This window comes from Magnetospirillum sp. 15-1, from assembly GCF_900184795.1.
GTDB lineage: Bacteria > Pseudomonadota > Alphaproteobacteria > Rhodospirillales > Magnetospirillaceae > Phaeospirillum.
Window position 1 is genome coordinate 227,568 of sequence record NZ_FXXN01000025.1, and the last position, 16,342, is coordinate 243,909.

Below are 16,342 nucleotides of genomic sequence, written 5' to 3' on the forward strand. Positions count from 1 at the left end.
TAACCGGGCGCCCTATTGCTCCGTGTGGAGCGCGGGGTGGCAGGGGAAACCAACCCCGCAGGGCCGGACCATTGCAGTCTCGGCCGTGCTCCTTGGAATTTGGGGTGCCGTTTTTGTCTTCACAGGCGCATTCAGCGCATGGCCGCTATGCATTCTAGGCATGGCTTAGTTGCCGGTGTTGAGGGCGGGTGCGGTGAACTTGGGATTCTTGAACTCGAACAGCTTGCCGTCGAGGGTCAGGCCGCTCTGGGCCTGGTACAGCGACACGGTGGTCACCTGATGCTGAGCGTCCTTGACCTGCCACTGCCGCAGGGCGAAGGGTTTGTCGGAGAACACCAGGGTGATCTCGCCGGCCGCCGGATCGTCGGCTTCCACCACCGAGATGCGCACCACGCCGGGCAGGCGGGTCACCCGCGTCACCGTCACGTCGCCGCCGTCCAGCTTGACGCCGGGCCGCACCAGGATGCCGGCCGGGGTGGAGCCCAGGGGAATATAGCTGGGCTCGCCCAACTGGCTGTCATGGACGATCAGGAAGCTGCCGTCGGCCACCACCAGCAGCGGGCTGGGCGGATCGTATTGCAGCCGCAGCTTACCCGGCCGCGACAGATAGGCGTCGCCCTCGACGGACGAGCCGTTGGGCGAGACCTGGAGAAAGCGGGCCTTCAGGGTGGTGACGCCGTTGAGGTACTCCTCGGCGCGGGCGATGTCGGCCCTGTCCTGGGCCGACAAGGGCGTGCGCGCCGGCTGGGCGGCCTGGACGCCTGCCGAGAACACGCCGAGCAGGGCCGCGACGACCCAAATCTTCAAACTCTTCATCACCATCCGTTCCATTCGCCGTGTGAACCGCCAGGACAGCAAGACACCAGGATTATGGAAGAAATATGGTCCTCCCACCCGGCACCCTTCCTCAATACTCGACCCCGGTACGGGCCAGGACCTCGCGCTTGCCCACATGGTTGGGCTTGCCCACCACGCCTTCGGCTTCCATGCGCTCGATCAGGCGGGCGGCGCGGTTATAGCCGATCTGCAGGTGACGCTGCACGAAGGAGGTGGAGGCCTTGTTCTCGCGGCAGACCAGGGCCACCGCCTGATCGTAGAGGTCGTCGCCCGAACCGCCGCCATAACCGCGCCGCTCTCGCCGCCGCCCAGGCCGAACTCGCCCTGCTCCTCCTCGGTGACCGCCTCCACATAGGACGGCTCGCCCTGGGAGCGCAGATGGTCCACCACCTTCTCCACCTCGTCGTCGGAGACGAAGGGGCCGTGCACGCGGGTGACGCGCCCACCCGACGCCATGTACAGCATGTCGCCCTGGCCCAGCAACTGCTCGGCGCCCTGCTCGCCCAGGATGGTGCGGCTGTCGATCTTGCTGGTCACCTGGAAGGAAATACGGGTGGGGAAATTGGCCTTGATGGTGCCGGTGATGACGTCCACCGAGGGGCGCTGGGTGGCCATCAGGATATGGATGCCGGCGGCGCGGGCCATCTGGGCCAGACGCTGCACGGCGGCCTCGATGTCCTTGCCGGCCACCAGCATCAGGTCGGCCATCTCGTCGACGATCACCACGATGAAGGGCAGCGGCTCCAGCGCCAGGGTCTGCTCCTCGTAGAGCGGCTTGCCGGTGTCGGGGTCGAAGCCGGTCTGCACCGTGCGGGTCAGCACCTCGCCCCGGTCGCGGGCCTCGGCCAGGCGGTGGTTGTAGCCGGCGATGTTGCGCACGCCGAGCTGGCTCATGGCGCGGTAGCGGTCTTCCATCTCGCGCACCGCCCATTTCAGCGCCACCACCGCCTTGCCCGGCTCGGTGACCACCGGGGCCAGCAGATGGGGGATGCCGTCATAGACCGACAATTCCAGCATCTTGGGGTCGATCATGATGATGCGGCACTCTTCCGGGGTCAGGCGGTAGAGCAGCGACAGGATCATGGTGTTGATGGCCACCGACTTGCCCGAGCCGGTGGTGCCGGCGATCAGCAGGTGTGGCATGCGGGCGAGGTCGACCATCACCGGCGCGCCGCCGATATCCTTGCCCAGCACCAGGGTCAGCTTGGCCGAGGCCTTCTCGAACTGCTCGGCGGCCAGCAATTCGCGCAGATAGACGGTTTCGCGCTTCTGGTTGGGCAGCTCGATGCCGATCACGCTGCGCCCCGGCACGGTGGCGATGCGCACCGAGAGCGCGCTCATGGAGCGGGCGATGTCGTCGGCCAGACCGATCACCCGGCTGGTCTTGGTGCCCGGCGCCGGCTCCAGTTCGTACAGCGTCACCACCGGGCCGGGACGAACCTTCACCACCTTGCCGTTGACGCCGAAATCCGACAGCACCTCTTCCAGCATCCGGGCGTTCTGGGCCAGACCGTCCTGATTGACGCGGGTGGTGCCCTGATCGGGCGCCGGGGCCAGCAGGGTCAGCGGCGGCAATTGGTAGCCCGAACCGGGCGGCGGGGCCCCCAGGTCGAGAGTCCCCTGGCGGGCGGCACGCTCGCGCTTGCCCGGCGTCACCGGCGGGCGCTTGGGCTGGACCAGGGAGCCGGCCGGCCGCGCCGGCTCATCGGCGGTATCCTCAAGGGGCGGCGGCACGAAGGGATCGTCGTCGTCCTCGTCATCGGGCGGCAACGGCGTGGCGACCGGCTCGGCCCGCGCCGGAACCGGACGCAGCACCGGATCGACCCGGCGGATGCCCGGCTCGGGCTCGGCGAAGGGATGAGTGCGCAAGGAGGAAGCCGCCTGACTGGCCGCGTTGGCCATGTCCAGGGAACGCCGCCCCAGCCCGGCCCACTCGGCCCCGGTCAGGCCCAGCACGAACACCGACGCCGCCAGCCCGACCAAGGCGGCGGCGGGGCCGGCGATCCAGGCGAATTCCGGCGGCAGCAGCAGGCCAAGTCCCTTGACCAGCAACAGACCCAGGGCGCCGCCGGGACCGGCGGGCAGTGATGCCATGTCGGGCAGCGGCAGCGCCGCCAGGGCCAGCCCCCACAGCACCATGGTGAGCGGCAGGATCATCAGGCGCAGCATCCAGCGGCCGGGCAGCCGCACTCGCACCACGACCAGCAGGCCCCACACCACCCAGGTCAGCGCCAGGACGGCGCCGCCCCAGCCCACCGCCTGGAACAAGAAGTCGGCGAACCAGGCGCCGGGACGGCCGAGCGCGTTGATCACCGGGCCGCTGGCGGCGGTGTTGAAGCTGGGATCGTGGGGGTCGGCGGTGACCAGGGCGGCAAGGCCCGCCCCGCCGAGGGCCAGCATGAGCAGCCCGCCCACCTGGGTCAGGCGGCGACGCAGGAAGTCCACGGTTCCGCGCGGCAGGAACCCGCCGGAGGGCATGGTCTTGCGCGATGGAGCCGCCATGATCCCTCCTATCCTCCCAGGATCTCGCCCAGGCGGGTCAGCGCCGCCTCGGTGGTGGCCAGATCGTGGACCAGGGCGACGCGGATGAAGCGGCTTCCGGGATTGCCCTCCTCGGAATCCTCGGCGGCGAGATAGGTTCCGGGCAGCACCCGGATATTGCCCTCGCGCCACAGCTTGACCGCCGCCACCTCGCCGTCGCCCACGTCCAGCCACAGGAAAAAGCCGCCGGCCGGCCGGGTGAAGCCCAGGCGGCCGCCAAGAATCCGTTCGGCCGCGTCCAGCTTGGCGCGATAGAGATTGTTGCTCTCGGTCACATGCGCCTCGTCGCGCCACAGGGCGGCGGCGACGGCGGCGATGGGCAGCGGCGTGGCGGCGCCGCCATAGGAGCGCAGACGGGCAAAGGCATGGATCACCCGCTCGTCGCCGATCACCACGCCGGAGCGCAGACCCGGCACACTGGACCGTTTCGATAGCGAATTGAACACCAGGATGTTGGCCAATCCCTCGCCCGAGGCGGCGCAGGCCGCCAACGCGCCGGGAGGCGGCGCCTTGTCCCAGATCTCGGAATAGCATTCGTCCACGGCCAGGACGAAGCCGTGGCGGCGGGCCGTCTGGACCTGACGTTCCAACAGGCCGGCATCGGCCACCGATCCTTGCGGATTGGCGGGAGAGCAGACATAGGCCAGGGCCGTCCGATCGAGAATCTCGGCCGGCAGGGTGGAAAAATCGGGCTGGCTGGCCGGACCGGTGGCGCCGGGCACGAAGACCGGCTCGGCCCCGGCCATCACCGCCGCGCCAGCATAGACCTGATAGAACGGATTGGGCAGCAGCACCAGCGGCCGCTGGCCGCCGCGATCGCCGCAGACCGTCTGGGCGATCAGGTACAGCGCCTCGCGGGTACCGGCCACCGGCAGGATCGCCTTGTCGGGATCGACCAGTCCGGCGGGCAGGCCATAACGCCGGCCGGCCCAGTCGGCCACGGCGCGGCGCAGATCATCGGGACCGTTGGCGGGCGGATACTTGCCCCACAGCCCGGCATTGGCCGCCAGGACCTCGGCCACCAGGGACGGCGCCTTGTGCTGGGGCTCGCCGATGGACATGACGATGGAATCGGGCCGGGCCGGCGCCCCCAGCAGCTTGGCCAGCCGGGCGAAGGGATAATCGGGCAGGCCGTCGAGACGAGCGTCGAGATGGGGAGCGATGGTCATGTTTTTCCGCGGGCCGAGGCAAACGTTGGCAGAACATTGGAGTATTACCCTATTCCCCGCTCCGGCCCCAGGGGGAAGTTTAACGATGCCGCCCGGCGCCCTTCCGCCGGCCCACCGGCCGGCCAGGCCCAAGGGGCCGCGCGCCTTATGGCGCGGGAGCCGAGGGTTTCGGAGAAACCCGCCCGGCGATTGAGGAACGTGAACCCGCCGGCCCACCGGCCGGCTAGGCCCAAGGGGCCGCGCGCCTTATGGCGCGGGAGCCAAGGGTTTCGGAGGAACCCGCCCGGCGATTGAGGGACATATAAAAGAAAAGGGCGCCGGGTTGCCCCGGCGCCCTCCTCGACCTCTCTCCCGCGGCGACGGGGAGGCTCGAGGATCAGTGGACCGTTTCGCCGTGCAGGGCGAGGTCGAGGCCTTCCCGCTCTTCCTCGGCGGTGACGCGCAGGCCCATGACCATGTCGATGGCCTTGAGCAGGATGAACGACACCACGGCGGTATAGACGCCGGTGATTAGCACGCCGTAGACCTGGGTCAGCACCTGACCGCCATTGCCTTCCAGCAGGCCGGCGGTGCCGCCGATACCCTCGACCGCGAACACGCCGGTCAGGATGGCGCCGGTGATGCCGCCGATGCCGTGCACGCCGAAGGCGTCCAGCGAGTCGTCGTACTTGAGGGCATGCTTGAGGCCGGTGGCGCCCCAGTAGCAGACCACGCCGGCGATCAGGCCGATGACCAGGGCGCCCTTGACGTCCACGAAGCCGGCGGCGGGGGTGATGGCGACCAGACCGGCCACGGCGCCCGAGATGATGCCCAGAGCGGAGGGCTTCTTGCGCAGCAGCCACTCGGCGAGCATCCACGAGACGGCGGCGGCGGCGGCACCCACCTGGGTCACGAAGGCCATGGCCATGCCGGCACGGCCGTCGGCGGCCACGGCGGAGCCGGCGTTGAAGCCGAACCAGCCCACCCACAGCAGCGCGGCGCCGATGATCGACAGGCTGAGGTTATGGGGAGCCATGTTGTCGGTACCGTAGCCCTTGCGCGGCCCCATGATCAGGCAGGCGACCAGACCGGCGATGCCCGCGTTGATGTGCACCACGGTGCCGCCGGCGAAGTCCAGCACGCCCATCTTGCCGAGGAAGCCGACGGCGGTGCCCTTCTCGTCCATCATCCACACCCAGTGGCAGATGGGAGCGTAGACGACCAGCAGCCACAGGCTCATGAACACCAGCATGGAGGAGAACTTCATGCGGTCGGCGAAGGCGCCGGTGATCAGGGCCGGGGTGATGATGGCGAAGGTCATCTGGAACATCATGAACACCGATTCGGGAACCGGGTTCGGCAGAGCCAGGGAAGCCTTTTCCAGGCCGGTCAGCAGGAAGCGGTCCAGGCCGCCGATGAACGGGCTCTCGCCGGTGAAGGCCAGGGAGTAGCCGACGATCACCCATAGCAGGGTGACGACGCAGGTAATGGCGAAGCTCTGCATCATGGTGCCCAGCAGGTTCTTCTTGCGAACCATGCCGGCGTAGAACAGCGCCAGGCCGGGAATGGTCATCATCAGCACCAGGGCGGTGGAGGTGAGCATCCAGGCGGTCGACCCGGTATCAAGCACCACCGGAGCGGCGGCAGCGGCCGGAGCGGCGGCCTCCTCGGCGCCCGCGACCGAGGCGAGAAGCGCGAGGCCGAGCGCGGGGCCTACGCCTAACAGAACGGACTTCAAACGATTGCTCATGGTTACCCCCGAAGCGGCTCAGCGAATGAACGTTGTGATCGGCCTTGCGATGATCCTCGGCACGATCGGCTGGCTCTCCAGTAACAAGAACCGTGCCAAGTGCCGGAAAAGGCCGGAATTAGGCGATTCTGTCAGAGACCTGTCGTTGCCGGCCCAGGGATAACCCCATTAATGATGAAGTTTTGGGCAGGTAAATCGGGTGGTGGTCAAATTTTGTGCTGAGCTAATATTGTGCGGCGAATGCTTCAATGGCGACGGAACAAGCCGGCGATTGGGCAAAGCAAAAGCCCGGAAGGATTGGGCCTTCCGGGCTTGAGGGCTTGCACCGCCTGCTGAACGAATCAGAGCGCTTCCGCGTTGCTTTCGCCGGTACGGATGCGATAGGCCTGCTGGATCTCGGTGACGAACACCTTGCCGTCACCGATCTTGCCGGTGCGGGCGGCGGTTTGGATGGCTTCCACCACGCGGTCGACCAGATCGTCGTTGACGGCGACCTCGATCTTCACCTTGGGCAGGAAGTTCACCACGTATTCGGCACCACGGTAGATTTCGGTTTGTCCCTTCTGGCGGCCGAAGCCCTTGACTTCGCTCACGGTCAAACCCTGGACGCCCAGGGGCGTCAGGGCCTCGCGAACCTCGTCGAGCTTGAAGGGCTTGATGATGGCCATGATCAGCTTCATCTTGGGGTCCCCATGCAATTCCAGGGATCCGTCATCCCGGTGCGGAGTCCGCCGATGACCTGGCGGGCCGAGAAAACGGATCACGGTTGATCGGTCGCAAGCCTTCTTGCGAATGTTCCGCTGCCCTTTCCCATTCAAGCGGCATGCCGAAATTGGGCCTTCCCATGAAAATGATGAAAAATATCGCTTTGCCAAGGTGTTGAGCCGGGCCGCCATCAACATGCCGCCTGAATCTTGGGCGCTTTCAGGGTGGGTTTGCCTGTTTCCTCGGCGATTCACGGCGGCCCACCCTTGAATCGGCCGGCCGGGGATGGCAGAACAATTCTCATGAGCATGTCTTCCCCCCTGCGCGTGGACGTCCTGATCAATGGCGGCGGTCCGGTCGGCGCCCTGCTGGCCGCCGTGCTGGGCCGGGCCGGTGTCCGGGTGGCGGTGATCGAGGCCGCCCCGCCGGAAGTCCTGGCCCGCCCCGGCTCGGATGCGCGGGCCATCGCCATCGCCTATACGGCGCGCAAGGTGATCGCCGCCGCCGGTGCCTGGGACGGCATGAAGGACGAAGCGGGCGAGATTCTGGAAATCCGCGTCACCGACGATGCCTCGCCGCTGTTCCTGCACTACGACCACCAGGAAATCGGCGCCGATCCCCTGGGCTGGATCGTCCCCAACCCGGCCATCCGCCGCGAACTGCTGGCCGCCCTCGGCCGCATTCCCGACGTCACCCTGCTGGCTCCGGCCCGGCTCAAGCGTCTCGAGCGCCTGCCCCATCGGGTCGAGGCCGAGCTGGAAGACGGACGGGTCGTCCACGCCGCCCTGGCGGTGGCCGCCGACGGGCGCGGCTCCATGCTCCGGCAGCAGGCGGGGATCAAGGTGACGCGGCGCGACTACCACGAGAGCGGCATCGTCTGCATCATGGCCCACGAGCGGCCCCACCACGGCATCGCCCACGAGCGCTTCCTGCCGGCCGGGCCTTTCGCCATCCTGCCCCTGGCCGGCAACCGCAGCGGCATCGTGTGGACCGAGGCCAACCACGTCGCCGCCGCCATCTGTGATCAGGGCGACGACGCCTTCCGGGCCGAACTGGCCGCCAAGGTCGGCGATTTCCTCGGCGAAATCCGGCTGGAGGGTAAGCGCTTCCACCATCCCCTCACCCTGCAATTCGCGGACGCCATGATCGGCCATCGCCTCGCCCTGATCGGCGACGCCGCCCACGGCATGCATCCCATCGCCGGCCAGGGCATGAACATGGGCATCCGCGACGTGGCCGCCCTGGCCGAGGTCATCGTGGATTCCCTGCGCCTCGGCCTCGATGCCGGCGGGCCGGACGTTCTGGAGCGCTACCAGCGTTGGCGCCGCTTCGACACCATGCTGATGCTGGGCGTCACCGACGGGCTGGACCGCCTGTTCTCCAATGACGTCGAATTGCTGAAGCACGTCCGCCGCATCGGTCTGGCCGCCGTCCACCAGCTCGACCATACCAAGCGCTTCTTCATGCGCCACGCCATGGGCCTGGTGGGCGATTTGCCGCGATTGATGAAGGGTGAAGCGCTGTAAAGCGCGCCTTCTCAGGCCAGTATGGGTTCCAGCCGGGCGCGGTTTTCCGCCAGCCAGCGGCAGATTTCCTCGACCAGCCCCGGCACGTCCCGCCTCGGCGACCAGCCGGTGGCGGCGGTGACCCTGGCATTGTCGGTGACGTAATAGGGAATGTCGGCGTCACGGGTCTCCGGCGTGCTGCCCATGGCCACCGCGCGCCCCGTCGCCTTTTCGCACAGAGCGGTCAGCTCGCGCAGCGATATGGAATTGGCGACGCCGCCGCCCACGTTGAACAGCGAGCCGTTCCAGCGATCGAGATCGGCAAGCTGCAACGCCAGCAGGTCGTAAAGATCCTCCACATGCAGGACGTCACGCACCTGGTGGCCGTGGCCGCCGAATCCCATGTAGCCCAGGCCGCCACCGTAAAGGTGACGGGCCGCCCACAGCACCATGAAGCCCTGGTCCACCTTGCCCATCTGCCATGGCCCGGCCAGCACGCCGCAGCGGTAGGTCAGGGTCCTGAGCCCGTAGGTGGCGCGGTATTCCTCGACCAGCATCTCGGAGGCCAGCTTGGTGGCACCATAGAGCGAGCGCGGCCCGGCCAGGGGGAAATCCTCGGAAATCCCCGCCCCCGACCAGCCGGGACCCGCTGCCCCCGCCGGCAGGACCAGCCGCCCGCCCGCCGGGGCCAACGGCAGGGCGCGAAGCGGCGCGATGGGATAGACCCGGCTGGTGGAGATGAACGCGAAGGCTCCGCCATGGCGCCGCGCATGCTCCAGACAGTTCACCGTCCCCATCAGATTGGTGTTGATGAGATAAGCCGGGCTGGCGCCATAGCCGGCATGTACGCTGGGTTCGGCCGAGCAATCGAGCAGCAGGTCGCAGGAGCCTGCCGCCTCCAGATCCTCGGGGTTGCGGATATCGCCGTGGACGAACTCGACCCCTGCGGCGCGCAGGCGCTCCAGCGCCAGTTCGCTGCCACGCCGCTTGAGATTGTCGATGGCGACGACCCGCCCGCCATCCGCCATGTCCCGCCTCAGGGCCAGCGCCAGGGATGAACCGACGAATCCGGCACCGCCGGCGACAATGACCGTCTTCATCCGATCCCCCCCTTTTCCGGTCCTACTCCGATCTACATGCCTGCTTTATCCGCATCGGCCCCGAAGCCTCAGCCGCAGCCGCAACCGCCGCCCCCCGACTTGGCTCCGCCGCCGCCACCACCGCAGCCATGGGCCTTGGGCGGCGGCGCCTTGGACAGGGCCGGATCGCGCGACAGGCCCAGAGCCTCCAACTCGGCCAGGTAATCCGCCCAGATGGCATCCTGGTTGGCGCCCAGGCCGTAGAGGTAGTCCCACGAATAGATACCGCTGTCGTGCAGGTCGTCGAACACCAGCTTGACGGCGTAATTGCCCACCGGCTCGACACCGATGATGCCCACATGCATGCGGCCCGAAACCAGTTGCTTCTGGTCGGGAGAGTGGCCCTGCACCTCGGCCGAGGGGCTTTCCACCCGCAACAGCTCGGCGGGCAGCACGAAGGTCTTGCCGTCGGAGAAGGCGACGCGCAGCGTGCGGGCCACCTTGTCGACCTTGATCTCTTCCGGCCAGGGACGCTCGGCGGGCATGTTCATCGCGCATCCCCCTCGATGGAGCGGGCCTCGTCCACCAGCATGATCGGAATGCCGTCGCGGATGGGATAGGCGAGGCCGCCCTTGTCGTCGATCAGTTCCTGGGCGGCCGCGTCATAGCGCAGCGGCGCATGGGTGCCGGGGGCCACCAGGATATCCAGCAGCTTCGTGTCGAAGGCCGAAACACGCTCGGGCATGGAAACAGCTCCTAATGTATCGAGGAGCCGCCGCTTTCGTTCAGCAGCTCCCGTTGAATCAACGTGGTCATCAGCCGGCAGCGCTCGGCGTGGCTGGCCGCTTCCAACAGGGCCTGCTTCTCGGCGGGGGCAAAGGGGCAGGCCATGGCCAGACGCACCGAAAGATCGGCGTCGTCGGCCTTTTCCAATTGGGCAATGTCGGCCGACATGCCAAGCCCCCCCAGATAGGCCCGCACGATGGACAGCAGGCCGCGACGGTCCACCGGACCGGTGTCGCTGCCGTCCAGGTCGCCGGCATAGGGGATATAGTCGGTGCGGACCCGGCGATAGCCGGCCCGCCCCTCGACCTCGCCGGCCAGACGGAAACGGCAGATCCCGGCGGCGGTGATCAGATAACGGCCGTCGCCGGTCTCGCCGAACGCCGTGATGCGGACCAGACAGCCGGTGTCGTAGAGACCGGAAACCACGCCGCCCTTGTCCTTGTCGTCGCGCGGCTGGACCAGGGCGAACAGGCGGCCCATGCCCAGGGCGTCGTCGACCATGGCCAGATAGCGCGGCTCGAACACCATGAACGGACTGGTACCCTTGGGCAGCACGATGGCCCCCGACACCGCGAAAACCGGCAGGTCGCGGGGCAGGTCGTCGATGCGCAGCGGACGGTCGGCCTGCATGGCGTGGTCCGGCCTTAGGAGAACAGCAGAGTGGACAGCCGGGCGCGGCCGGACTTGGCCAGGGGATGGGAGAATCCCAGCACTTCGAAGATCTTGACCAGTTGCTTGCGCGCCGCGTCCTCGTTCCAGGCGCGGTTACGCCGGAACAGCTCCAAAAGCTCGTCCACCGCCGCCTCGACCTCGTTGCCGGCGTAGTAGGCCAGTGCCAGATCGTAGCGGGCCTGATGATCGTCCGCATCGGCGGCCAGGCGGCGGCGCAGCTCGGCCGCCTCACCCACTCCGCCGGCATGGCGCGCCAGTTCGAGCGCGGTGACCACGGCGGCGATCTCGGGGTGGCGGGCGATCTCGGGCGCCAGACGGCTCAGCATGGATTCGGCCTGCTCGGTCTGGCCCACCGCCATCAGGCAGCGCAGCAATCCGGCCATAGCCGAGGCATTATCGGGCGCTTCCTGCAGGATCTGGTTGAAGATGCCGGCGGCGGTCTGGGCATCACCCTCGTCGAGCACCCGCTTGGCCTCGGCGATGTAGTCGTCGATGGTCGGCCCGGCGTTGCTGCCGGCGATCAGGCGCTGGACGAAGGACTTCAGCTGGCTTTCCGGCTGGGCGCCGGTGAAGGCATCCACCGGACGGCCGCCCTTGAAGGCATAGACGGTGGGAACCGACTGGATGCGCAGCTGGGCGGCCAGATCCTGATTCTTGTCCACGTCGACCTTGACCATGCGCACGGCGCCACGGGCCTCGCGCACCACCTTCTCCAGGGCCGGGCCCAGGGTCTTGCACGGGCCACACCAGGTCGCCCAGAAATCGACGATCACCGGGACCTTCTGCGACATCTCGATGACGTCGGCCACGAAGGTGGCGGTGGTGGCTTCCTTGATCAGTTCGCCCGGCGGCGTGCTCTTGGCGGCTCCCTGGGCGCCGGAATTGAACATCAGGTCCATGGCTGTTTCCGTCCGTCTGGTCGCGGGTTCGACCCGCAATAGATGGACCGTTGGCGCCCCTCTGGCAAGTCCAAACCCCACCCCGGACGGTCTTGTGAAAAAGCATGCGAAAAAGTGCTTGCGTCGGCCGTTTCTTTTCGTATTATCCGGGCCTCCGCCGCCGACGGCAGCGGAAACGCCGAACAGAGCGGGCGTAGCTCAGGGGTAGAGCACAACCTTGCCAAGGTTGGGGTCGAGGGTTCGAATCCCTTCGCCCGCTCCAATCGGACTAGTAAAGTCAAAGCGTTACGAGATAGGCCGGACCCAGTGTCCGGCCTTTCGCTTTTCCGGGGAAGCATGGGGGAAGCAGTCGGCGGGAAATCGCGGCAATCCCAAGCCATCGCGCGCCACCGCCAGAGCCATCAAAGGCGGTAGATTGCCGTACACCCTCCCCACCCTTCTCGAAACTCGACAGGGGGGAGGCCGGGGGTGGGAGGGGGCCTTTCCAGGCGTTGCGGCTATCTCCCGCAGATGCCGGTAAAATCCGCGCGGAAATTTCTGCTATTAACCCGGACTGTCAATCTCCGACCGACCAGTGCGGCGGCTGACAATCTTAATCGGCCCGCTTGTCCAATCCGCAGGAAGTCCCGCTGTCGAAAATAGCTGCCCTGGCTCAAGGCCAAGCGCATTGGCGACAAGCCAGATGGTGAGGATGGTCGGGTTTCTCTTGCCGATTTCCAGGCCGCTTATGTAGCCCTGGTCAACGATCTCAACGCGCAAAGCAAGCTCTTCCTGCGACAACCCTGCCGCAAGTCTGTGCTTTTTGACGTTTGCTCCCACGATCCGACGAACATCCATGACGCCAACGGAAGCGGGTATGCCGTTGCAACGCCATGTACTCGAGTGCTTAACTCTGCCGAGAAGTGAAGGATTTGGAGGCGAACGACATGGGGGCGGAACCGAAGCGTTGGGCCTGTAGGCAGGTAAGCATCATCGTGTGGGCGCTCGTGTTTCTCGTGACGGCCTCCATGCCAAGTATTGCTGGCACATACGAAGACGGAATGGCCGCGTACAATCGGGGCGATTTTGACGCTGCGTTCAGATTGCTGCGCCCCCTGGCCGATGACGGCAGTCCTCTCGCACAAACCCGTCTCGCATTGCTGTACGCCAACGGTCAGGGTGTGCGCCAAGATTACGCCGAAGCGGCAAGATGGGAACGGCGTGCAGCGGAACAGGGGCTTGCCCAGGCACAAATCAACCTTGGCATGGCCTATCAGACAGGAACGGGCGTACCACAAGATGACGTGGAAGCAGCCAAGTGGTTGCTCAAAGCAGCCCGACAAGGACATGAAATCGCACAGGTGGCCGTAGCCATGCTGTACGAAGATGGTGCAGGTGTGCCCAAGAGCTACAGCGACGCCATAAATTGGTACAAGAAGGCCGCAGAGAATGGGTATTCCCCAGCACAGCAAGAGCTTGGCCGTATGTATGAGGAAGGAAAGGGAACGGGGCAAAGCTACGTTGACGCCGCGCAATGGTACGAAAAGGCCGCAAGACAGGGCGAGGCCCAGGCTGCAACAGCATTGGCTATACTTTATGCAGACGGACACGGTGTACCAAAGGATTTGACCGTAGCGAGGCGGCTGTTCCTTCAAGCGGCGACGACTGGTGACGTGCGTGCACAGACGTTCCTTGGCCGCATGTATCAGAATGGCGAGGGAACACCGCAGAGCTACGTCGAGGCTATCCGCTGGTATGGGAAGGCTGCGGAACAGGGCGCTCCGCTTGCCCAACTTCTCTTGGGCGCCATCTATGCTGACGGGAAAGGTGTGCCGCGCGACTACGTGCAAGCCTATAAATGGCTCAATCTTGCCGCGTCGCGCTTCCCCGCGTCGCAGTCCACCATGCGCGACAAGGCTGCTACAGCCCGGAACCAACTTGAAGGCGCGATGACCAAGGACCAGATTGCCGAGGCGCAGCGGCTTTCCCAGCAATGGACACCACAGTCGCAATAGCAATCCTGCCAGGGCAGTCGCTTTACCTTCCTGAACACTCGGCGCACGGACACGGACACGGACGCGCCCGCACAAGAGCTAACGCAGTGCGGCGCGCCGGTCCGTTCTGTCCGACAAGGAAGGAACCACCTCAACGACGGGTGGCCGATAACAGCGGTGCCTCGGACTGGTGGTCAGGGGAAGTCCGCCTCGACGGGACCGACGTTTCGGCTGGCATGGATGAAACGGCTTGTTGGTTGGGAAACCGGAGAAGGCCATTTTCATGGATGGCATCCGCGTATAGCCACCGTCATTCTCGACGGGCAAGGTTGTCCTCGACGTGCCAATACACGGCGGACCCGTCTTCCCGGTCGAGCTTGGCGACGATGTTTGCCCCCAAGAGCTTTTTGATGCCTCGGCTCCACGTTTGGCGGAGAGCGTCCGCGCTATGGCTGGCGTCGGTGGACGATGGCGGTTTGATCCTGCCCAACTCGAACCGAATGGCCTCTTCGTCCGCCCCGCTCATTGAAGTGCCAGCGGGAGACAGCCAAGCGATAGGACGTTCACGAACCGCGTTCTGCAAAGCCGTAAGTACGTATCCTGCGTCGCGCCCCAGGCCCCTCCGCCCCGCTGTCGCCGCTGGTGCGTTCGCTGGGGTCGCGTTCGCTGCGCCAATGACGTATGCCTGGGGATCGCCGTTGGGCAGCGTGATCGGGGCGAGGCTATAGCCCCATATGGCATTGTGCGTCGATGTCGCCCGCGCTTTGGTGACGGCCAACGTTCCCTTGCCCTTCTTGTCGGCGCTCGCGCTCAGGATCAAATCGGGGCTGCCCTCGAATACCCCCGATCCACGCACGTCGCCCCGCCCCTTGTGCTTGCCCGGATGCACCACGCCCAAGACGAACGTGCCGGTTGCCCGTGAAAGCCGAAGGAGCTTGTTGAAGACCCGTTGGGCATCGGCCGCCGAATTTTCGTCTCCGAAGCCGAACACGGCAGATACGGTATCGACCACGATCAGCCGAAGGTCGAAGGCCGCATAGAGGGTCAGTTGGTTGGCCCAATCCACGGCTCGTTCAAGAAACGTCTCGAACAGCCGGTCATCCCGGAGATTGAAGGCAGGCCCCCACCTCACCGGCAGCCGGTCAGGAAACCCCATGTCGGCCAGTCGGTCCCGGTGTTCGGTGGGCAAGCTCAAATAGGCCGCCTCGACGCGGTAGGGATAGGTTTCTAGCCCCTCCCCCGCCAGGAACATGGTTGCCCCGCCTGCGGTGCGGCGGGACGGGGCTTCCGCATAGTGCGAGGCTGCCACCGGCTGCCCAAGAAACGGCTTTCCGGTGGCGATGGAGGCGGACAGGTCGATGGCAAGGTACGACTTGCCTGCGCCCGGTTTCCCGACCAGCAACCCCACCCCCGTCATGGGGAGGACGTTGCCGATCAGGTATTCCGTGCGATCCGGCAGCGGTTCATCCCGGTGCATGGTGAAGCCGTCAATGCGGGGCATGATAATCATGTGGCATCCCTCCCCATGGCGGTATGGAGGGCGTCCGAGAAGGCTTCCCGCGCTTCGGTGAGGGCGTCCCTGGCTTCCTTGGACGCTTTCCCGCTGGCCCGCGTGCCAGCCGCTCTAAGAGCGTCGCCCCGCTGCACCAGCGCTTCAACCGTCACCAAGTCGCGGGCATAAGCTCGCCGGAGAAGCGCCACGGCAAGCCCCCAAGCATTGGATCGCTCCCGTTCGAGCGAGAACCGCAGTTGGACGAGGGCGACAAAATCCCCGGCGAAGCCTGGGCTGCCCGGCTCGTAGCGCCAAGTCAGGTCTTCCAGCCTCACCCATGTCACCATGTTTCCGTAGAGCTTAGGGCTGCCTGCGCACACGTAAATGCTTTCGGAGATTTTGGTGCCCCGAGGGACATAACCCCCAAGCAATCGGTCCAACAGATTGGCGTGCACCAACAAGGATCGCCGGTAGCCCATCGGGAAGGCCATGGGCGGCATGAACATGTGATGGCAGCCCCTCGGGGCGGGAGGCGCGATCAGCGGCAGGGGCGTCCCGATTGCGGGGCGTGAAGCACTGGTGTCGTGCCACGGAATGTCGCTGGGGGACCAGATGGGTTCGGCCATGGTCAAGCCTCCCCCGCCGGGATGCCGGTGGCGCGCATCGGGGCGGACAGGCGGGCCTGTGCCCACGCATCCAAGTCCTCGACCGAATACAGGGGGAACTTGCCCGCCTTCACGTAAATCGGCCCCCCGCCGGTCGTGGCAAGCTTGGCAAGCCACTGCTTCGAGCACGGAAAGCCATAGTGGGCATGCACATATTCCGCCGCGTCGGCACGGCGGAGAAAGCGGCCCGGATGTTGAAGGGTGGTATCAGCGGTCATCATTCACCTCACTCGTTGGGCGCTCTGGATTGCCCGGAAGCGCCGGAATGGGTGGATGTTGACCGAACAAAA

Annotated in this window: 15 protein-coding genes, 1 tRNA gene and 1 pseudogene; 3 read left to right on the top strand and 14 right to left on the bottom strand. The window is 66.2% G+C overall.

Translation table 11 applies throughout. The features are described 5' to 3' along the window. Nucleotides 1-165 precede the first annotated feature (165 nt). The 5 genes and pseudogenes from CP958_RS13980 to CP958_RS14000 form a co-directional block, all read right to left on the bottom strand. On the bottom strand, nt 166-816 hold the full coding sequence (locus CP958_RS13980) for an outer membrane lipoprotein carrier protein LolA (protein WP_242442649.1): 651 nt from the start codon (nt 814-816) through the stop codon (nt 166-168). Between the two features lie 91 nt (nt 817-907). Next, nucleotides 908-3,339 (bottom strand): annotated as a pseudogene (locus CP958_RS13985) (DNA translocase FtsK 4TM domain-containing protein). 8 nt (nt 3,340-3,347) lie between these two features. After that, on the bottom strand, nt 3,348-4,547 hold the full coding sequence (locus CP958_RS13990; RefSeq protein ID WP_096700032.1) for an aminotransferase class I/II-fold pyridoxal phosphate-dependent enzyme: 1,200 nt from the start codon (nt 4,545-4,547) through the stop codon (nt 3,348-3,350). Between the two features lie 376 nt (nt 4,548-4,923). Continuing rightward, the gene (locus tag CP958_RS13995; protein ID WP_096702543.1) at nt 4,924-6,276 is read right to left on the bottom strand and encodes an ammonium transporter; all 1,353 of its coding nucleotides are present in this window, start codon (nt 6,274-6,276) and stop codon (nt 4,924-4,926) included. A 341-nt stretch (nt 6,277-6,617) separates the two neighbouring features. Then, nucleotides 6,618-6,956 (bottom strand): P-II family nitrogen regulator, encoded by a 339-nt coding sequence (locus CP958_RS14000; RefSeq protein WP_008621271.1) that lies wholly within the window; start codon nt 6,954-6,956, stop codon nt 6,618-6,620. A gap of 327 nt (nt 6,957-7,283) precedes the next feature. Here CP958_RS14000 and CP958_RS14005 point away from each other — a divergent pair, with 327 nt between their 5' ends. After that, nucleotides 7,284-8,507, top strand: coding sequence for a UbiH/UbiF/VisC/COQ6 family ubiquinone biosynthesis hydroxylase (locus CP958_RS14005; RefSeq protein ID WP_096702544.1), 1,224 nt, complete (start codon nt 7,284-7,286; stop codon nt 8,505-8,507). A gap of 11 nt (nt 8,508-8,518) precedes the next feature. Here the strand turns inward: CP958_RS14005 and CP958_RS14010 are convergent, their stop codons facing one another. The 5 genes from CP958_RS14010 to trxA all read right to left on the bottom strand — a co-directional run bounded on the left by CP958_RS14010 (nt 8,519) and on the right by trxA (nt 11,922). Further along, nucleotides 8,519-9,586, bottom strand: a complete 1,068-nt coding sequence (locus CP958_RS14010) for an NAD-dependent epimerase/dehydratase family protein (RefSeq protein WP_096702545.1) — start codon at nt 9,584-9,586, stop codon at nt 8,519-8,521. 68 nt (nt 9,587-9,654) lie between these two features. After that, nucleotides 9,655-10,116 carry a DUF971 domain-containing protein gene (locus CP958_RS14015; protein WP_096702546.1) on the bottom strand — a complete coding sequence of 154 codons (462 nt, stop codon included), beginning with the start codon at nt 10,114-10,116 and terminating at the stop codon, nt 9,655-9,657. Then, nucleotides 10,113-10,310, bottom strand: a complete 198-nt coding sequence (locus CP958_RS14020; protein WP_096702547.1) for a Trm112 family protein — start codon at nt 10,308-10,310, stop codon at nt 10,113-10,115. Before CP958_RS14020 ends, CP958_RS14015 begins: the two co-directional genes overlap by 4 nt. Nucleotides 10,311-10,321: 11 nt before the next feature. Further along, nucleotides 10,322-10,981 (bottom strand): LON peptidase substrate-binding domain-containing protein, encoded by a 660-nt coding sequence (locus tag CP958_RS14025; protein WP_096702548.1) that lies wholly within the window; start codon nt 10,979-10,981, stop codon nt 10,322-10,324. 14 nt (nt 10,982-10,995) lie between these two features. Continuing rightward, nucleotides 10,996-11,922: a thioredoxin gene (trxA, locus tag CP958_RS14030; RefSeq protein ID WP_096702549.1), complete on the bottom strand. Its 927-nt coding sequence runs from the start codon at nt 11,920-11,922 to the stop codon at nt 10,996-10,998. Nucleotides 11,923-12,109: 187 nt separating this feature from the next. Here trxA and CP958_RS14035 point away from each other — a divergent pair. Continuing rightward, a tRNA-Gly gene (locus tag CP958_RS14035) sits at nt 12,110-12,184 on the top strand. 281 nt (nt 12,185-12,465) lie between these two features. On the opposite strand, the gene CP958_RS14040 is transcribed toward CP958_RS14035, so the two are convergent. Then, nucleotides 12,466-12,741: a helix-turn-helix transcriptional regulator gene (locus CP958_RS14040; RefSeq protein ID WP_242442897.1), complete on the bottom strand. Its 276-nt coding sequence runs from the start codon at nt 12,739-12,741 to the stop codon at nt 12,466-12,468. Between the two features lie 107 nt (nt 12,742-12,848). Between CP958_RS14040 and CP958_RS14045 the strand changes: the two genes are divergently transcribed. Then, nucleotides 12,849-13,916: a tetratricopeptide repeat protein gene (locus CP958_RS14045; protein ID WP_141400529.1), complete on the top strand. Its 1,068-nt coding sequence runs from the start codon at nt 12,849-12,851 to the stop codon at nt 13,914-13,916. Nucleotides 13,917-14,205: 289 nt separating this feature from the next. On the opposite strand, the gene CP958_RS14050 is transcribed toward CP958_RS14045, so the two are convergent. From CP958_RS14050 to CP958_RS14060, 3 genes are read right to left on the bottom strand one after another with little or no spacing between them, the layout of a single operon-like run. Further along, entirely contained in the window at nt 14,206-15,405 is a 1,200-nt protein-coding gene (locus CP958_RS14050; protein ID WP_096702552.1) for an AAA family ATPase, read from the bottom strand. Beyond that, nucleotides 15,402-16,013 (bottom strand): hypothetical protein, encoded by a 612-nt coding sequence (locus CP958_RS14055; RefSeq protein WP_096702553.1) that lies wholly within the window; start codon nt 16,011-16,013, stop codon nt 15,402-15,404. Before CP958_RS14055 ends, CP958_RS14050 begins: the two co-directional genes overlap by 4 nt. A 2-nt stretch (nt 16,014-16,015) precedes the next feature. After that, nucleotides 16,016-16,273 carry a hypothetical protein gene (locus tag CP958_RS14060; protein WP_096702554.1) on the bottom strand — a complete coding sequence of 86 codons (258 nt, stop codon included), beginning with the start codon at nt 16,271-16,273 and terminating at the stop codon, nt 16,016-16,018. Nucleotides 16,274-16,342: the final 69 nt, after the last annotated feature.